This window comes from Croceicoccus sediminis (genome assembly GCF_007570835.1).
GTDB lineage: Bacteria > Pseudomonadota > Alphaproteobacteria > Sphingomonadales > Sphingomonadaceae > Croceicoccus > Croceicoccus sediminis.
In genome coordinates, this window is sequence record NZ_SUNC01000002.1 from 169,075 (window position 1) to 186,147 (window position 17,073).

24 protein-coding genes are annotated in these 17,073 nt (G+C 64.1%); 10 read left to right on the forward strand and 14 right to left on the reverse strand.

Annotated elements, in window-relative coordinates:
- Positions 1–93 precede the first annotated feature (93 nt).
- Genes FAX90_RS08860 through FAX90_RS08875 form a run of 4 tightly spaced genes read left to right on the forward strand, consistent with a single transcriptional unit; the run spans position 94 to position 3,388 of the window.
- Positions 94–756, forward strand: a complete 663-nt coding sequence (locus FAX90_RS08860; RefSeq protein ID WP_240704813.1) for a protein-L-isoaspartate O-methyltransferase family protein — start codon at positions 94–96, stop codon at positions 754–756.
- The gene (locus FAX90_RS08865) at positions 756–2,195 is read left to right on the forward strand and encodes a TolC family outer membrane protein (protein ID WP_144097038.1); all 1,440 of its coding nucleotides are present in this window, start codon (positions 756–758) and stop codon (positions 2,193–2,195) included. Before FAX90_RS08860 ends, FAX90_RS08865 begins: the two co-directional genes overlap by 1 nt.
- 40 nt (positions 2,196–2,235) lie before the next feature.
- A complete protein-coding gene (locus FAX90_RS08870; protein ID WP_170234924.1) occupies positions 2,236–2,982 on the forward strand; it encodes a DUF2497 domain-containing protein in 747 nt (248 codons plus the stop codon).
- Between the two features lie 4 nt (positions 2,983–2,986).
- Positions 2,987–3,388, forward strand: coding sequence for a (2Fe-2S) ferredoxin domain-containing protein (locus FAX90_RS08875; protein WP_420810969.1), 402 nt, complete (start codon positions 2,987–2,989; stop codon positions 3,386–3,388).
- Positions 3,389–3,397: 9 nt separating this feature from the next.
- Here FAX90_RS08875 and FAX90_RS08880 read toward each other — a convergent pair whose 3' ends face one another.
- Positions 3,398–3,712, reverse strand: a complete 315-nt coding sequence (locus FAX90_RS08880) for a 1-deoxy-D-xylulose-5-phosphate synthase (protein ID WP_144097040.1) — start codon at positions 3,710–3,712, stop codon at positions 3,398–3,400.
- 24 nt (positions 3,713–3,736) lie between these two features.
- On the reverse strand, positions 3,737–4,048 hold the full coding sequence (locus FAX90_RS08885) for a hypothetical protein (protein WP_144097041.1): 312 nt from the start codon (positions 4,046–4,048) through the stop codon (positions 3,737–3,739).
- 114 nt (positions 4,049–4,162) lie between these two features.
- On the opposite strand from FAX90_RS08885, the gene FAX90_RS08890 reads away from it, so the two are divergent.
- Genes FAX90_RS08890 through xth form a run of 3 tightly spaced genes read left to right on the forward strand, consistent with a single transcriptional unit; the run spans position 4,163 to position 5,778 of the window.
- Positions 4,163–4,594: a CBS domain-containing protein gene (locus FAX90_RS08890; protein ID WP_144097042.1), complete on the forward strand. Its 432-nt coding sequence runs from the start codon at positions 4,163–4,165 to the stop codon at positions 4,592–4,594.
- A 54-nt stretch (positions 4,595–4,648) separates the two neighbouring features.
- Positions 4,649–4,978, forward strand: coding sequence for an iron-sulfur cluster insertion protein ErpA (erpA, locus tag FAX90_RS08895; RefSeq protein WP_144097043.1), 330 nt, complete (start codon positions 4,649–4,651; stop codon positions 4,976–4,978).
- Between the two features lie 23 nt (positions 4,979–5,001).
- Complete coding sequence (xth, locus tag FAX90_RS08900; protein WP_144097044.1) at positions 5,002–5,778, forward strand: exodeoxyribonuclease III; 777 nt, start codon at positions 5,002–5,004, stop codon at positions 5,776–5,778.
- Between the two features lie 113 nt (positions 5,779–5,891).
- Here xth and FAX90_RS08905 read toward each other — a convergent pair whose 3' ends face one another.
- The 6 genes from FAX90_RS08905 to dnaQ form a co-directional block, all read right to left on the reverse strand.
- A complete protein-coding gene (locus FAX90_RS08905; protein WP_144097045.1) occupies positions 5,892–6,578 on the reverse strand; it encodes a cell wall hydrolase in 687 nt (228 codons plus the stop codon).
- Positions 6,579–6,802: 224 nt separating this feature from the next.
- On the reverse strand, positions 6,803–7,135 hold the full coding sequence (locus FAX90_RS08910) for a DUF1491 family protein (RefSeq protein ID WP_144097046.1): 333 nt from the start codon (positions 7,133–7,135) through the stop codon (positions 6,803–6,805).
- A gap of 9 nt (positions 7,136–7,144) precedes the next feature.
- On the reverse strand, positions 7,145–7,630 hold the full coding sequence (locus FAX90_RS08915) for a PaaI family thioesterase (RefSeq protein WP_144097047.1): 486 nt from the start codon (positions 7,628–7,630) through the stop codon (positions 7,145–7,147).
- Positions 7,631–7,674: 44 nt separating this feature from the next.
- Positions 7,675–8,136, reverse strand: a complete 462-nt coding sequence (locus tag FAX90_RS08920; RefSeq protein ID WP_144097048.1) for a PTS sugar transporter subunit IIA — start codon at positions 8,134–8,136, stop codon at positions 7,675–7,677.
- 211 nt (positions 8,137–8,347) lie between these two features.
- On the reverse strand, positions 8,348–8,929 hold the full coding sequence (gene hpf / locus FAX90_RS08925; protein ID WP_144097049.1) for a ribosome hibernation-promoting factor, HPF/YfiA family: 582 nt from the start codon (positions 8,927–8,929) through the stop codon (positions 8,348–8,350).
- A 70-nt stretch (positions 8,930–8,999) separates the two neighbouring features.
- A complete protein-coding gene (gene dnaQ, locus FAX90_RS08930) occupies positions 9,000–9,713 on the reverse strand; it encodes a DNA polymerase III subunit epsilon (protein ID WP_276612309.1) in 714 nt (237 codons plus the stop codon).
- 77 nt (positions 9,714–9,790) lie between these two features.
- On the opposite strand from dnaQ, the gene FAX90_RS08935 reads away from it, so the two are divergent.
- On the forward strand, positions 9,791–10,807 hold the full coding sequence (locus FAX90_RS08935) for a ligase-associated DNA damage response exonuclease (RefSeq protein ID WP_144097051.1): 1,017 nt from the start codon (positions 9,791–9,793) through the stop codon (positions 10,805–10,807).
- A complete protein-coding gene (locus tag FAX90_RS08940; protein WP_144097052.1) occupies positions 10,807–12,405 on the forward strand; it encodes a cisplatin damage response ATP-dependent DNA ligase in 1,599 nt (532 codons plus the stop codon). Before FAX90_RS08935 ends, FAX90_RS08940 begins: the two co-directional genes overlap by 1 nt.
- Here FAX90_RS08940 and wecB read toward each other — a convergent pair.
- Complete coding sequence (gene wecB, locus FAX90_RS08945; protein WP_144097053.1) at positions 12,402–13,496, reverse strand: non-hydrolyzing UDP-N-acetylglucosamine 2-epimerase; 1,095 nt, start codon at positions 13,494–13,496, stop codon at positions 12,402–12,404. The genes FAX90_RS08940 and wecB overlap by 4 nt on opposite strands.
- Before the next feature lie 165 nt (positions 13,497–13,661).
- Between wecB and FAX90_RS08950 the strand changes: the two genes are divergently transcribed.
- Positions 13,662–14,057: a group II truncated hemoglobin gene (locus FAX90_RS08950; protein ID WP_144097054.1), complete on the forward strand. Its 396-nt coding sequence runs from the start codon at positions 13,662–13,664 to the stop codon at positions 14,055–14,057.
- Between the two features lie 4 nt (positions 14,058–14,061).
- Here FAX90_RS08950 and FAX90_RS08955 read toward each other — a convergent pair whose 3' ends face one another.
- The 5 genes from FAX90_RS08955 to hemB form a co-directional block, all read right to left on the reverse strand.
- Positions 14,062–14,340 carry a DUF167 domain-containing protein gene (locus tag FAX90_RS08955; protein ID WP_144097055.1) on the reverse strand — a complete coding sequence of 93 codons (279 nt, stop codon included), beginning with the start codon at positions 14,338–14,340 and terminating at the stop codon, positions 14,062–14,064.
- A gap of 2 nt (positions 14,341–14,342) precedes the next feature.
- Positions 14,343–14,900, reverse strand: coding sequence for a gamma carbonic anhydrase family protein (locus tag FAX90_RS08960; RefSeq protein WP_144097056.1), 558 nt, complete (start codon positions 14,898–14,900; stop codon positions 14,343–14,345).
- Positions 14,901–14,979: 79 nt separating this feature from the next.
- Positions 14,980–15,516 (reverse strand): GNAT family N-acetyltransferase, encoded by a 537-nt coding sequence (locus FAX90_RS08965; RefSeq protein ID WP_144097057.1) that lies wholly within the window; start codon positions 15,514–15,516, stop codon positions 14,980–14,982.
- On the reverse strand, positions 15,516–16,070 hold the full coding sequence (locus FAX90_RS08970) for a GNAT family N-acetyltransferase (protein ID WP_144097058.1): 555 nt from the start codon (positions 16,068–16,070) through the stop codon (positions 15,516–15,518). The genes FAX90_RS08965 and FAX90_RS08970 overlap by 1 nt, the downstream gene beginning before the upstream one ends.
- On the reverse strand, positions 16,063–17,055 hold the full coding sequence (gene hemB / locus FAX90_RS08975) for a porphobilinogen synthase (protein ID WP_144097059.1): 993 nt from the start codon (positions 17,053–17,055) through the stop codon (positions 16,063–16,065). The genes FAX90_RS08970 and hemB overlap by 8 nt, the downstream gene beginning before the upstream one ends.
- Positions 17,056–17,073 lie beyond the last annotated feature (18 nt).

A 17,073-nucleotide genomic window follows, 5' to 3' on the forward strand; every position in this document is an offset into this window, starting at 1 on the left:
CCTTGACGGCCACGGTCGTTTCGGGGCAAGTGTGTTACCTGACTAGGACAGTCCGCATTTTCGGGCTGCTGCAACAAGAGAGTGCATGACGCGATGGCCAGTGCTGCCGCTCCGACCGCCCAGACCGGTGATTTTGCCCGCGCCCGCCGCGCGATGATCGACAGCCAGCTGCGGACCAGCGGCATCAACGAGCCTTACCTGCTTGATGCCTTTGCCCGCGTGCCGCGCGAAGATTTCGTCCCCGCTTCGGCCCGCGCCGTCGCTTACAACGACCGCCAGATCCCGCTTGGCGGCGGCCGCGTCATGACCGCGCCGCTCGGCCAGGCACGGCTCCTGCTCGAGGCGAAGCCGGCCGCGACCGACAAGGTCCTGCTGATCGGCGGCGGTTCGGGTTACCTGGCCGCTGTCCTTGCCCCGCTCGTCGCATCGCTCGACGTGGTGGAAAGCGATGATGCGCTTTCCGCGATGGCCGCGGTGAAGGCCGGTAATTGGCACAGCGGCGATCTCGCCTCTGGCTGGAAGAAGGGTGCTCCCTACGATCTCGTCATCATCGACGGCGCGGCCGAGGAAATCCCCGCCGCAATCGCGAAGCAGATGGCCGAAGACGGCCGCTTGGTCACCGGTACGGTGTCGCGCGGCGTGACCCGCATCGCCGTGGGCCGCCGCGTCGGCAATTCGGCCGTTCTCGACGATGTCGCCGACATCTCGATGCCGGTCCTCGCCGATTTCGCCGCGCCGAAGGGCTGGAGCTTCTGATGAAGGGTCGTACGGGTGCCGCGCTCCTGGCCGGCGCCGCGCTGATCTTTCCGGGATCGGCGATGGCCGACACGCTCGAAGAAGCTCTCGCGCTCGCCTATCAGACCAACCCGACGATCCAGGCCGCCCGCGCGGACTTGCGCGCGACGGACGAAAACGTGCCGATCGAAAAATCGGACGGCTTGCCCAGCATTGGCGGCAATGCACAGTATACCGAGGTCCTGAAGCAGAACGACAACAGCTTCAATTCGCCCAGCCGCTTCCTCAATGCCGGTGTCGAACTGTCCGTGCCGGTCTATTCCGGCGGTGGGGTGAAGAATTCGATCCGCGCGGCAAAGCAACGGGTGCAGGCCGGACGCGCAGACCTGAAGGCCACCGAATCGGGCGTCTTCAGCCGGGTCGTCGCCGCCTACATGGACGTGATCCGCGATAGTGCGGTGGTCCAGCTGAACCGCCAGAACGTCGATACGCTGGGCGTGAACCTCCAGGCGACGCGCGACCGTTTCGAAATCGGCGACCTGACCCGCACCGACGTGGCGCAATCCGATTCGCGCCTCGCCCTGGCGCAGAGCGACCTTCTGACCGCGCAGTCGAACCTGATCGGCAGCCGCGAACGCTATATCCAGTTGGTCGGCAAGGCGCCGGTCAACCTGCAGCCCCCGCCGCCTCTGCCCGGCTTGCCGTCGAGCCCGGAACAGGCGGTCGACGTGGCGCTGGCCAACAATCCCGACCTCATCGCCGCGCGGGAGCGTAGCGAGGCTTCGCGCTATGACATCGAAGTGGCTGGCTCCACCCGCCTGCCGCGCGTCGAACTGTTCACCAGCGGCGGCTATACCGATTATTTCGGCACGCTGGGCGGCAATGCCCGCGATATCGAACAGACGGAAACGACGGCGCAGGCCGGTGCCCGCCTGACGGTGCCGATCTTCCAGGGCGGTTTTCCCGCCGCGCTCGAACGCCAGGCCCAAGCCCGCGCGCAATCGATGATGGAAACCGAAATCGCGATCGAACGCGACGTCATCGCCCAGACCCGAGCCGCCTATTCGGCGTGGCTGGCCGCGAACGAAGTGATCCAGGCGACGACGACCGCCGTTTCGGCCGCCTCGCTCAGCCTCGAGGGCGTGCGCGCGGAAAACACCGTCGGCAATCGCACGATCCTCGACATTCTCGATGCCGAACGCGAACTGCTGGCGGCGCAGGTCCAGCTGGTGACGGCGCAACGCAACGCCTATGTCGCCGGTTTCAGCCTGCTGGCCGCGATGGGCATGGCCGAGGCGGAAGACCTCAATCTCGACGTCGGCCCGCTTTACGACCCGCTGGTCCACTACGACAGCGTGAAGGGCGCGATCTTCGACTGGCGCTTTGAACCCGACCCCGAACCGGTCTCTACCCGCACCGTTGACACACCGGCGCAAGACGCAGACATTCCGAAGCAGTGATGGGTCGGGTCGTGGCCCGGCTCCCGGACAGGAGCGGCGAGTGAACAAGGAAGGGGAACCGTCGGTCGAGGATATTCTTCGGTCGATCAAACAGGTCATTTCCCGCGAGGACGAAGGGGCCCAGGGCGAGGCTCGTTCGGGCTCTGCGCCCGGTTTCGGCAACAATCCCTTCGCGCGGCGCGATGCCTTTACCCGGCCCACGGCCGTTCCGTCCGCGGCCAATGCGCCTGCCGATTCGGAAGAAGTCTATGATCTGGCCGCGCTTCCCGATGGCGAAGCACCGTCAGAACCCGAAGCCGTTGCGCCGGATGAAACCGTGTCCCTGCCCGCCGGATTCCAGGTCCACCGTTACGAATCGGCCGCCCCGTGGCAGGACGGCGAGGCGGATGATGAACCACTGACGCTTTCGACGCTGATCACGCCAGAGGACGGCGACGACTTTGGCGCCGGGGAAGAGAGCGTAGGCGAGGAAGAGCCCGAAGCCGAAACACCGCCCGCTGCGCCAACGCCCGAAGAAGCGCCAAGGCCCGAGGCGACAGCAGCCCCCGCCTCGGAAGGCGAAGGCCTTCTGGCCGGTGCCGCCGCCGCGGCCGTGCGCGCCCAGCTTTCCGCGCTCGACAACCTGTCGGCCTCCGCACCCAAGGCGAAGGCGGCGGACAACCCGCTCGAAGACATGGTGAAGGAAATGCTTCGCCCGATGCTGAAGGACTGGCTCGATGCCAACCTGCAGACCATCATCGAGCGTATGGTCCAGGACGAGATCGCCCGTATCACCGGACGGCGTTGACACCATGGCAAAGGTCGCAGGACCGGCGGTTATCGAACGCGCACGTGCCGAACTGGCCGTGATGGGCGGGGGCGAGGAATTTTCCCGCCACATCTTTCTCTGTGCCGATCAGACCAAGCCCAAGTGCTGCCCGAAAAAGGCGGGGCTGAAATCGTGGGACTATCTGAAAAAGCGGCTTGCCGAACTCGGTCTCGACCGGGCGGGCGGTGTCATGCGGACCAAGGCCAACTGCCTGCGCCTGTGCGTCGCCGGGCCGCTTGCCGTCGTCTATCCCGAAGGCGTCTGGTACCATTCGTGCAGCCCCGAGGTGCTGGAAGAGATCATCCAGAAGCACCTGATCGGCGGAGAGCCGGTCGAGGAATATCGCCTGACTGTGCCTCAGGGCCTGACTGTGCCTCAGGGATAGTCGGCGTTGTCAGGCAGGCTGGCCAATGCCCCTGATATCTCGCCAATATTCGGATTCGACGTCAGCGTCGATTTCGACAGGTAGGGCGCTGGCGTAAAGCCGATCGGCACCGTCTTTGCGTGGACCGGAAATCCAGAACCTGTCGCCATTATCTTCGGCAACATGGTTGTATTTGTAGCCAGACCCCACCCTTAGAAATGTCCGCCCACGATAACGCAGCGACCGTCCAGACTTCGAAAAGGTCACCCGACCAATGCGCGCGGGCCCATTGAGCCCTTCGGACTTGTCCTCGATGTACATGATCCGGGTCTTGGCGTTCGACATTCCGAATTTACCAGGCGCCAAACCCTAGTCGAGCTCTTCCCAGGCGTCTTTCGCCTGATCGCCCAGCCGGTCGTCGATCGCTTCGTCGTGCCCCGTACCGCTGGACAGGAAGACCAGCCCCATGAGCGCGGCCATCAGCATCATCGCCGCCGTCACGCCCAGCGCGGTCGCGATGTAAAGGTGGATCGATACCAGTCCGTTGCGCCAGTAGAGAAAGCCCAGCGAGATCACGACCGTCACGCTCGTGATTCCGAACATCAGCTTCATCAACCAGCGATAGCGCGCCCAGGCGTGGGCCGCGTTTTCGGGATCGTCGAGGGGTGATCTAGGGGTCATGACGGCCTTCACATGGACCTCATGCGCCCCGCTGGCAAGTCGGTCGGTCTTATGGCACCATGGATGTTGCAGTGCCGCAGCGACGGGCGGCGACCAGGGCGGGAGATACGGACCATGAGCATTGCAAAGATCATTGCCGGACGGGAATTCGAAATCGTGAGCTGCAAGGCCGCGACGAAAGTCAGGGAAGCCGTAGGACTACTCACCGAACGCAGAATCGGCGCCATGCCCGTGACCGACGACGAAGGCCGCGTGATCGGCGTCTTTTCCGAACGCGACGTAATCCGCTGCCTCAATGTGCATGGCGGGGCCGCGCTCGATCTCGACATGGAGCAGGTGATGACGTCGCCCGCCGTGACGGTCAGCTCGGACACGTCCGAAAACCAGGCCCTGGCCCTGATGACCCGCCGCCGTATCCGCCACCTGCCCGTGGTCGACGATGGCAAGATGGTCGATTTCGTCTCCATCGGCGACCTCGTGAAATCGCGCATCGATTCGATCGAGTCCGAGGCGCAGGCGATGCGCGAATACATCCACAGCGTCTGATCGGCCCAATCGCGCGGCTTGCCCCCGCGCACCGGGCATCCTATCTCGGCAGGCATGGAACAACCCATCGACCTGAGCCCGTCCGCCGCCAGCCGCGTGGCGACGATTGCCGCCAAGACGGGACGCGACGCCGCATTGCGGCTAGCCGTCGAAGGCGGCGGCTGCTCCGGCTTTCAGTACCGCTTCGATCTTGCGAGCGAGATAGAGGGCGAGGACATCGTGGTCGAACGTGACGGGGTAAAGCTCGTCGTCGATCCGGTAAGCCTCGATCTCGTGCGCGGGAGCGTGGTGGATTTCGTGGAATCGCTGGGCGGCGCATCGTTTCAGGTGCAGAACCCCAACGCGGCATCGGGCTGCGGCTGCGGCTCCAGCTTCTCGATCTGATCTTGCGGGTCGAGGGGGCCTGAATGCGCATCGCCAGCTTCAACATCAACGGCGTAAAGGCACGCATGCCGCGCCTGCTGGAATGGCTGGACGAGACGAAACCCGACGTCGCCTGCCTTCAGGAAATCAAGTCGAGCGACGACACCTTTCCCGGCGATGCCTTCCATGAAGTCGGTTATCGCGCGATCTGGCACGGACAAAAGGGTTTCAACGGCGTCGCCATCCTGCGCCGCGGCGAGGAACCGGCGCACGAAGTGTTACGCGGCCTTCCCGGCGACGACGAGGACACGCATTCCCGTTATATCGAGGCGGACGTCAATGGCGTGCGCGTCGTGTGCATCTACCTGCCCAACGGCAATCCGGTGCCGGGGCCGAAATTCGACTACAAACTGAACTGGATGAAGCGGCTGCGCACGCGCATGAACCAGCTTCTGGCCGAGGAAATCCCCGCGGTCGTCATCGGCGACTACAATGTCATTCCCGAGGACAAGGACGTCTGGTCACCCAAGGCGATGGCGTCCGACGCGCTGATGCAGCCAGAATCGCGCGATGCCTATTTCCGTCTGCTGCACGACGGGTGGACCGATGCGATCGACCTGCACCATCCGCGCGGCGGCATGTGGACGTTCTGGGACTATCAGGCCGGCGCGTGGCAACGCGATCACGGTTTCCGTATCGACCATGCCCTGCTGTCGCCTTCGCTGGCCGACCGGCTGGTCGCCACCGGAATCGACCGGGAATATCGCGGCCGGGAAAAGGCCAGCGACCACGTACCCGTCTGGGTCGAAATCACCGACTGACCGCAAATTTCAGGATTTCAAAAACGAAAGGCCGCCGGAGGGGGGATCCGGCGGCCTTTCCGCTTCCGCGCGCGTTTGGGGGGGACGCGCGTCAGCGATCTGGTGTTACCGTATCAACGGTAAAAAATGTGATTGTCGATCTGCGCAAGCCGCGTGAGCTTGTTCTTCCAGCGCGGCGACACGTAGTTTGCGTGGAAGAAGAGAGCGCCTTCGGCCGGGCTTTCCCACGCGTTGTCGCGGGCGATGACGGCCAGTTTCTTGGCGCGGGTCCAGGCCCGGCTGCCGGCGTTGATGGCCGGCATACGGCCACCGCGCACGAACGAGAACTGCGAACGCTGATAGACGACACCGCAATAGCTGGACGGAAAGCGGCTCGATTCGGTGCGGGCGATGATCACGCGGCCCACGGCCAGCTGACCGGCCAGCGGTTCGCCCTTCGATTCGAAATAGATCGCCCCGGCGAGGCAGCGCATCTGTTCGTCGAGACTGTCGGGAACCGGTACGCTCGCGACCAGTTCATGAAGCGACGAGGCACTGGCGGGCACGACTTCCGGTTCTTCGGGAACCGGCTGCACGACAGGCTGCGAGATGAAAGCAGGCTGGACATCACCGGACACTGCGGCCTCTTCGGGCTGCGCGTCGACGGCGGACTCCACCTGTGAAGTTTCCTGGACGGTGGCTTCGACGGGCGTTGCCACGTCGCTATATGCAAATGCGCTGGATCCGTCAGTTCCCAGCAGTATGACCCCGAGGGTCGCGACCAGCGAAAGAACGCTGGCGCCCTTAACCTTGCGGCTCATCGATGTACTATCGAGTGCGGTTAACGTCCTGTCGCAGCGCTTTCGAAGGAACGGCGGTCGATCCCGACAACCTGTCTAATGTTCCTTGAAACGACACTGCCGGCCGTTCCCCGTCTGCGCGCTTGATCAGGCGTGCCTTAGTGCACGCGCGATCTGCCTACGCCCGTCTATGCCGCGCCATGTGCGATTGTGGCGGAAAAGTGTCAACACCGGTAACCAAAAGGTTAAGCCATTCCCGGGATGAACTGTTGCGCATTTGCGACATCCAGTTCCACGACCCAGCAATCGGGATCCTGCCCGCCGCGCTTTTCAACGTAGTCATTGAAATCAAATGGTTTTTCGGGATCGGAACGGCGACTTTCGATCCATTTCCGTCCGCCCGAAAGGTCCGGCATGCGCTCGTAAAGTATTGATTCGCCGCCTCTTTCGCAAACGACGACAAGCAGGGAACCAGAATCGGATTCACCCTTTTTCAGAACCGTGGCAAAGCCTCCAGAGACCTCCACAGCCCGAATCATGGCCGTCACTTCGAGGCGAGTCGGTAGCCGGGCGTCCACAAAATTGCCCTATTTGCCGTCAGGGACGCGATATCCCGACAGGCCGGACAGCTTGATCTGCGACCGCATGAACGTGCCGGTGCCCCGGCCCACTTCCTCTCCGTCCTGATCCAACAGCCGCGCTTCGCCCATCAGGACGCGGCGGCGGCCGGAGATCCATTTCCCCTCCGCGATGACGCGGCCGGCCTTGATCGGGCGCGCGAAGTGAAGGTTGAAAGACGTGGTCAGAAGGAAGCGATCCGACACCATCGTGTTGGCCGCATAGAAAGCGGCATCGTCCAGCATCTTGAAATAGATCGTGCCATGCGCCGCACCGGCGGCATGGAAAACGCGTTCATCGACGTCGAAGGTGATGCGCGAAAGCCCCTCGCCCACGATTTTAAGTTCTGACGCGAAGAGAGAATTCACAGGGGCCGAGGCATAGAGCGATTCGAGCGCGCGCCAGTGCATCTGCGCACCGGTTTGCCCATCGCCCGTCTTTTCGCCGTCCGCCATTCCCTGCCCTTATATCCGCGCCTTTGCCGTGCCGACAGGAACGATCAGGCCGCGCTGCGGTTCGAGTCGCTGGTCAGCAGGGCGTAGACTGCCTCTTCGTTCTGCGCTTCGGCAAGGCGATCGCGCAAGCGGTCGTCGCGCATCATGCGCGAAATCGCGGCCAGCGCATGAAGATGGGTCGCGCCGGAATTGTCGGGCGACAGCAGGCCAAAGGCGATTTCAACCGGCAGACCATCGGCCGAATCGAACGTTACCGCCGTCGACAGACGCAACACCGCGCAGACCGGGCGACGCAGTCCCGGAATGCGGGCATGCGGGATCGCAACCCCGCGACCGAAGCCCGTACTTCCCAGGCGTTCGCGTTCTTCCAGCGCTTCCATCACGGAAACGGCGTTGAGGTCGTAAACCGCGGCAAAGCGATCGGCGAGCGCCTGGAGCACTTCACCTTTCGACATGGCGTTCGACATCCCGACAGCAGCGGGATCGAGCAGATACAGCGCACTCATATCAGTTACAGTTCATTCCAGCCTTACAATCGCCGTCCCGCCTGTTTCATAGCGGGTACGACAGGGTAACGGCCAAGCGCGGCTAGGCGCGAGGGAACACCCCGCGCCTGTCCGGCCCTTGCGAACTCTTCTCCCTGATTCGCAAACCGATTAGGGTCCGCCCCTTCCTTTCAACGGAAGGCCCTTTCGCCTCAACAGGCGCCAGCGGACATTACTGCGACGGCTCGACCCAGCCGATCGTGCCGTCGGAGCGGCGGTAAACCATATTATGCCGTCCGGTGCCAGCATTTTTGAAAAACAGGGCCGGAGTGTTGCGCAGATCGAGCAGCATCACTGCGTCCGAAACCGAAGTTTCGGGAATGTCGGTCCGCGTTTCGGCAATGATCGGGGGGGCGTCGGTTTCGATGACGTCTTCGCCATCATCTTCCATTTCGGGCGCGGCACCGAACACGGTATAGGCCGCGTCTTCCAGCTTGAGCGCGTATTCGGCCTGTTCGTGGCGATCCTTCAGGCGGCGCTTATAACGGCGCAGCTGCTTGTCGATCTTTTCCGCCGCCTTGTCGACGGCCTGGTGCGCGTCCTGCGCCTCGGCGTGGCCTTTCAGAATCAGGCCCTGCATCACGTGCGTGACGATGTCGGCGGTAAAGCTGTCATGCGGGCCCTTGCCCAACGTGACCTGGGACGAGATCGCCCGGTTGAAATACTTGTCTACGATTGCGTTGAGTCTGTCGGAGGCGTGTTCCTGAAGCGCTGCACCCGTCTCGACCTGGTGACCGGAAACGCGAATATCCATCGACAACTCCTATTTTTAGTCTTCTTTTACATACCCATCGAAAGGGCAAGGAGCGTGGCGCCGATCTGGTTCAGCCCGCGACCGCTCCTTCATTCCAGATGGGGTCTTTCAACGTCGCGATAAAGGCCTGGTGCCGCGCAATTTCGTCCGCGCTCGCCACATGGGGACGAGCCGGTCTCAATTCGCGCCGGACAACGACGGTTTCCACTTCGATTGAAACTTCCTGCGCCGCCGCCTCGACCGCCAGTTCAAGGCCGATCTGGCGGCCGCCGGTCAGTTCAACGTAAAGCTGGGCCAACAGGTCGGCGTCGAGCAATGCGCCGTGCTTGGTACGATGGCTGCGGTCGATGCCGTAACGGGTGCACAATGCGTCGAGCGAGAGCTTTGCGCCGGGGTGCTTTTTCTTGGCGATCTGCACGGTGTCGATCATGCGCGAGGTGCAGACCACTTCGTGCCCGCACATGCCCAGTTCGGCATTGATGAAGCCGAAGTCGAACCCCGCGTTATGCGCGACCAGCGGCGAATCGCCGATGAATTCGAGGAATTCGGCGACCTTTTCGGCAAAGCGCGGCTTGTCCGACAGGAAAGCGGCCGAAAGCCCGTGCACGGCCTCTGCCTCTGCGGGCATGTCGCGATCGGGATTGAAATATTCGTGATAGACGCGGCCCGTGGCGACCCGGTTGATCATTTCGATACAGCCGATTTCGACGAGACGGTCCCCGGTCCGGGGATCAAGGCCAGTGGTTTCGGTATCGAACACGATTTCGCGCATCTGAAAAACTATGCGCTTCGCCCGCCCCCGTGGCAAGTGGAGATCGGCGCGCGGAACGAACCTTGTGCGCCGCTGGTTCTGACAGGCAGATGCCGATCAAGCCCGCCCCCGACTTTTCATGGATAAAACCCGATCCCCACGGGATTTTCGTGGAGCCATGCAACGCGTGGATCGACCCGTCGAAGCCGGTGGAAACGGCGCTCGTCACCCACGGCCATGCCGATCACGCACGCGGCGGGCACGGCGCGGTCTTCGCGACTCGGGAGACGCTTGCGATCATGGACCTGCGCTATGGCGGAGCCGGACGAGACGTGATGATACCGATGCGTGAGCCGGTGGACATCGGCGGCGGCGTCACGGCGACCTATTTCCCGGCAGGCCACGTGCTGGGCAGCGCGCAGATCCTGCTGGAACATGCCGGAGAGCGAGTCGTCGTCACCGGCGATTACAAGCGGCGGCCCGATCCGACCTGCGAGCCGTTCGAAGTCGTCCCGTGCGACATCTTCATCACCGAGGCCACGTTCGGGCTTCCTGTCTTCAAACATCCGCCGATCGCGGGCGAGATGCGCAAGTTGCTCGATGCGCGCGAACAGCGGCCCGAGGGCTGCGTCGCGGTGGGGGCCTATGCGCTGGGCAAGGCGCAACGGGTGATCTGCGAATTGCGGCGCGCAGGATATGACGAGCCGATCTACCTGCACGGCGCACTGGAGAAGATGTGCGCCCTTTATGAAGAGCTTGGAGTGCCGCTGGGCGAATTGCGCAGCGCGACCGGCATCAAGAAGGACGAATTGAAGGGCCAGATCGTCCTGTGCCCGCCATCCGCGCTGAACGACAGGTGGAGCAGGCGGCTGCCCGATCCCGTGACCGCGATGGCTTCGGGCTGGATGCGCGTGCGCCAGCGGGCGCGGCAGAGGAACGTCGAACTGCCGCTCGTCATTTCGGACCATTGCGACTGGGACGAACTGACCCAGACCATAACCGAGGTCGATCCGGCCGAGACATGGGTGACACATGGCCGCGAAGAAGCCCTGCTCCGCTGGTGCCAGCTCAATCAGCGCCGCGCCCGCGCCCTCGCCATGGTCGGTTACGAGGATGAGGACGACTGATGCGCGCCTTCGCCACCCTGGTCGACAGGCTTACTTATACGCGCAGCCGTAATGCGAAGCTGGACCTGATCGCGGACTATCTACGCACGACGCCCGATCCGGACCGGGGCTGGGCACTGGCGGCGCTGACCGGCGCGCTGGATTTTCCCGCCGTCAAGTCGAGCACGATCCGCAACCTGCTGACCGAGCGGGTCGATCCGGTGCTCTATACCCTGTCGCGCGATTACGTGGGCGACACCGCTGAAACCGCCAGCCTGCTGTGGCCCGCGCCCGAGGGCGAAGATCCGAGCGACGAGCCGAGCCTTTCCGAAGTGGTCGACCTGCTGCGCGCGATGACCCGCAGCACGGTGTTGACCGAATTGCCGAAACTGCTCGACCGGCTGGACGCCAATGGCCGCTATGCCTTGCTGAAATTCGCCACCGGCGCGATGCGGATCGGCGTTTCGGCCCGCCTTGCCCGCGTTGCATTTGCACAAGCCTTCGATGTGTCGGTCGATGAGGTGGAAGAGTACTGGCACGGGGTCGAACCGCCGTACCCCACCCTGTTCGCCTGGGCCGCCGAGGGCGCGCCGCCGCCGCGCACCGATCTCGTCCCGCTGTTCCGTCCCTTCATGCTGGCCCACCCGCTGGACGAGACCGTGGTGTCGATGGACGACTATGCGGCAGAGTGGAAATGGGACGGCATCCGCGTGCAGCTGGTACACATAAACGGCGAAACCCGCGTCTATTCGCGCAGCGGCGACGATATCTCCGCGACTTTCCCCGAAATGGCCGAGGCTTTGGACTTTCCCGCGGTGCTGGACGGCGAATTGCTGGTGCGCGGCAGCCACCAGGGCGGCGAAGAAGGTGGCGCGGCCAGTTTCAACGCCCTGCAGCAAAGGCTGGGCCGCAAGACCGTATCGAAGAAGATGCTGCGCGAGGCGCCCGCCTTCGTCCGGCTTTACGATGTCATGATCCGCGATGGGGAGGATTTGCGCGAACTTGGCTGGGCCGAGCGGCGCGAGCATCTCGAACTGCTGATGGACCGGCTGGACCCTAAACGGTTCGACTTGTCCCGTCTGATCGAGGCGGACAGCTTCGAGGACCTGGCCACCATCCGCGAAGGCGCGCGCGACGATGCGATCGAGGGCGTGATGCTGAAACGCCGCGATTCGCCCTATATCGCGGGCCGCAAGGTCGGGCTCTGGTACAAGTGGAAGCGCGATCCGCTGCTGATCGACTGCGTGCTGATGTATGCCCAGCGCGGGTCGGGCAAGCGGTCCAGCTTCTATTCCGATTTCACTTTCGGTTGCTGGGACGGCGATCCCGACAAGGGCGCGGACCTGCTTCCCGTGGGCAAGGCCTATTTCGGATTCACCGACGACGAGCTGAAATGGCTGGACCGCCACGTGCGGCAGAACACCGTCAACCGCTTTGGCCCCGTGCGCGAAACCGACAAGTCGCTGGTGCTGGAGATCGCGTTCGATTCGGTCCACGAAAGCAAGCGGCACAAGTCCGGCCTTGCCATGCGTTTCCCGCGTATCAACCGCATCCGGCAGGACAAGCCCGCACACGAGGCGGACCGGATCGCGGCGCTAAAGGCGCTCGTCCGCGATTAACGCCCGATCAGCGCGCTGCGCAGGATGCCCGCGATCCGCTGTGCCGCGCGACCGTCGCCGAACGCATCGCTTGGTTCCGGCATCGGCTGCGACAGCACTTCCTGGGCGCCACTCACGATCAGGTCGCGGTCATGCCCGACGAGGCGCGCAACCCCGGCGCGGATCGCGTCGGCCCGCTCCGTCACTTTGCGCAGCACCAGCAGCGGCCGTCCCAACGCGGTCGCCTCTTCCTGCACGCCGCCGCTGTCCGACACCACCAGCCGCGATGCCCGCATCAGGCGCAGAAAGGTAAAATAGTCGACCGCCGGGATCAGCGCGATCCGCGGCATGTCGGCCAGAAGGTCGCGCAGCACCGCACTTTCCGCGCGCGGATGCAACGGCAGCACGATCCGCACGTCGCGCCTTTCGGCCAGAGAGAGCAGGCCATAGGCAATCGCCTTCAGGGCCGCGGTGTCGTGTTCGCGCCGGTGCACCGTGGCCAGAACCAGCGCATGTCCCTGTGCCGCGGCGATATATTCGTTCGCCGCTTCGCCAAGCGCAGGATCGACATCCAGCCGCGCGCAGGCCCATTGGAGCGCGTCGACCACGGTATTGCCGACAACCTCGATACTCTCGGCGGCGATGCTCTCCGCGATCAGGGCCCGGCGGGCGGTCTCGGTCGGGGCGAAATGCCACCGGGCCAGCGGGGTCACGAGCCGCCGATAGGCCTCTTCGGGAAAGGGCTGTGTCATATCGGCAGACCGCAGTCCTGCCTCTACATGGGCGACGGGAATGCGGCGATGAAAGGCCGCCATCGCGCCGGCCAGCGTGGTCGCGGTATCGCCCTGCACGATCACCGCACGGGGACGCCGCCGGTCCAGCGCCGCGCCGATCGTCTCGATCATACCGGAAAGCAGCCGGTCGACGCCCTCGCCTTCGGGCCGGTCCAGCGTTTCATCGGGCGTGATGCCCGCGATGGTCAGCAGGTCGCGGCCAAGATCGGCATGCTGGCCCGAATGGCAGAAACTGCGCCGCAGGCTCGGCTCATCCCCCAGCGCGCGCATCACGGGGACGAGCTTAATGATTTCCGGGCGCGTGCCGGCGATCGTCATGACTGGCAAGAAAGTGCGACCCTTCGTATCTGCGACCGGCGGCTCATAGCTTTGAAAAACGGTCGCTTTCAACCAATCACTTGCAGTTTTTGACAGGTATCAAAGACCTTGGCCCGCATGGGGTGGATGAAAAAGCCTGCAGCAGTTCGACTGACGGGAACACGAATGACAACGGCACCGCGCACACCATACGAAGCGCTTGGCGGGGCAGAGACCTTTCGCCGCATCACCGACAGGTTCTACGACCTGATGGAAAGCGACCCGGCCTATGCGCAGCTTCGCGCCATGCACGCGCCCGATCTGGCGCCGATGCGCAGCGCGCTGGCGAGTTTCCTAGGCGGCTGGGCCGGCGGGCCGCGCGAATGGTTCGAAGCGAATCCGGGCCGCTGCATGTTCTCGGTCCACGCAGACTTTCCGATCGATGCCGACACCGCCGATCAATGGGCCGAGGCGATGGAGCGTGCGATTGACGATGCGGAAATCGAAAACGCTGACCTTGCCGCGCAGCTTTCACAGCGGCTGACCACGATGGCGCGCGGCATGGCCAAAGTCCCCGCCTGACGGGTCAGTCGATCTTCAGCACCTTTTCACGCGAAGTCGCGCCACGCACGATTTCGATCGTACCCGGCGCGATGCCCAGCGCCTTTGCCACCAGCTTGACGACGGCGCGGTTGGCCTTGCCATCCTCCGGCACGACCGTGACACGGGCGAGAAGCCGGTCGCCCTCGATGGTCAGCGTCTCACGGCTGGCATTGGGGGTGACGCGAACGGGCAGAAGGCCGTCGGCCCCCGCAAGGGCGCGAACGGCATCGGGCGAAGGGAGAGGGGATTTGGGCCGGGCCAAGGTCAGCCCGCGATGGCGGCCTTGTGCGCCTTGGCGTTGTCCACGTAATGCGCCACGCCCCCCTGCATATCGGCAAGCGCCGCATCGCTGAGATCGCGCATGAACTTGGCCGGGCGGCCCGCCCAGAGCTGGCGCGCGGCGATGGTCTTGCCGCCGGTCAGCATCGCGCCTGCGGCCAGCATGCCGTCGCTCTCGATCACCGCCCCGCTCATCACGATAGCGCCAAGCCCGACGAAGGCGCGGTCGTGCAGGGAGCACCCGTGGACCATGGCCAAGTGACCGATCAGCACGTCTTCACCGATGATCGTGGGCCAGCCTGCGGGATTGGCCTCATCAGGGCTGTCGCAGTGAACGATCGAACCGTCCTGAATATTGGTGCGCGCGCCGATGTGGATGTGGTTCACGTCGGCGCGGATGACGCAGTTGTACCAGATGCTGACGTCGGGTCCGATCTCGACATCGCCGATGATGCGGCAACCCGGCGCGATGAACGCGCTGTCGTGAATCTTCGGGGTCTTGCCGCCGAACGGGATGATCGAAACGCCGTCGGGTGCGGTCATGATGTTCTTCCTCGCACTTGCATGAATTGAACCGTTCTATGGGGCAGCAGCGAGCACGCGTCCACGCCTGGCGAACCTTTCAGGTATCGATCCGGTACGTGACGTGGGGCTCGAGCGGGGACCCGGCCGGAATGCGTGGATGGTCGAAGTCCATCTCTTCCACCCGTTCCATGCCCAGCCGCTGCATGACCGCCTGGCTGCGATGATTGAGGACCGCGGTGATCGCGTAGATCGGCGCGCCGGGATAGATCGCCCTGGCATGTTCGATCGTCGCGCGGGCGGCTTCGGTCGCATAGCCCTTGCCCCAGCAGTCCCAGGCAAGTCGCCAGCCGATTTCGATCTCTCCGGCGATCGGGCCGACCGATGTGCGGTACATGCCCACGAACCCGATCACGCGCCCGTCGTCCTTGCGCTCGCACGCCCAGAACGTGTGCCCCTGTTCCTGCGCCACCTTGTCCAGCCGTGCGATCATGGCCGCCGTCTGCTCACACGTCAGCAAGGGGCCTAGCGTTGCCATAACCTTGGGATCGGTGCCCAGCACGTGCATCGCATCGATTTCGCCATCGTCGCCCACCTTCCAGTCGCGCAGGCGCAGGCGTTCGGTCTCGATTTCCATTACGCTTCCTCAGGTCTTTGTAACGACCACACCATCGTCGGGTTTTCCTGTGGCGGATAGTCGGGGTCGTCGTAATCGAGGTTTTCGCGCCGCACCATGCCTAGCCGCTGCATCACGCGCCACGACCCGCGATTGGCCTGCGATGCCTGGGCATAGGCGACCGGCTGGTCGAAACGATCGAAGATCAGGCCAAGTACCGCGCCCGCTGCCTCTGTCGCATAGCCTTGCCCGTGGGCGTCGATGCGCAGCTGATAACCCACCTCGTATCCACCGCGTAATTCATCGGGTACGCTGGGCGACGATATCGGCGCGGTGCCGCACGATCCCAGCAGGGCACCGTCCGCAAGTCGTTCGACGGCCAGAAAGCCGTGACCGTCGCGATCCCACCCCTCGACCAGGCGAGCGAAAACTTCCCGCGCACGATCTGGCGCAAGCTTGCCGCACAAGTGCTTGCGCACTTCGTCGGTGTTGAGATGCGCCTGCCAGTCCGCAAAGTCGTCCTCGCGCCACTTGCGCAGGCGCAGGCGTTCGGTCTGGCAGATCGTGTCAGCCATTCAGCAGCCTTGCAGCAAGCGGCGCGTGATAGGTCAGCACCCCGCTCGCGCCCGCGCGCTTGAACGACATCAGCGTTTCGAGGACGAGCGCCTCACGCTCGCCTGCACCGGCGGCGACGGCGGCCTCGATCATCGCGTATTCGCCGCTTACCTGGTAGGCATAAACCGGCACCTCGAAAGCCTCGTGCACGCGGCGCACGATATCGAGATAGGGCAGGCCCGGCTTCACCATGACGCTATCGGCGCCTTCATCGATGTCCATTTCCACTTCGCGCAACGCCTCGCGCCCGTTGCCGGGGTCCATCTGGTAGGTCTTCTTGTCACCTTTCAGCAGCCCGCCGGACCCGACCGCGTCGCGAAACGGGCCATAGAACGCGCTGGCGTACTTTGCGGCATAGGACATGATCTGGACATTGTGGTGTCCCTGTTCTTCCAGCGCTTCGCGGATCACGCCGATGCGCCCGTCCATCATGTCCGAAGGTGCGACGATGTCCGCACCGGCGGCGGCCTGCACCAGCGCCTGACCGACCAGCGCCTCGACCGTGGCGTCGTTCGCGACATAGCCGTTGTCGTCGAGCAATCCGTCCTGCCCGTGGCTGGTATAGGGGTCGAGCGCGACATCGGTCAGCACGCCCAGATCGTCGCCGACCGCGTCCTTGATCGCCCGGATCGCGCGGCACATCAGGTTCTGCGGGTTGTGCGCCTCAGACCCGCTGTCATCGCGCAGATCGCGCGGCGTATTGGGAAACAGCGCGACGCAGGGGATGCCCAGCGACACCGCCTCTTTCGCCCGCGCCGCAATGCCATCGACCGACCAGCGCGATACGCCGGGCAGCGATGCGACGGGGTCTTCCACGCCGGTCCCTTCGGTCACGAAAAGCGGCCAGATCAGGTCGCCCGGGGTCAAAACGGTTTCGCGCAGCATCGCGCGGCTCCACGCGGTGGCACGGGTGCGGCGCATGCGAAGATTGGGATAGGTGCTCATGGCGCAGTCTCCTGCCCC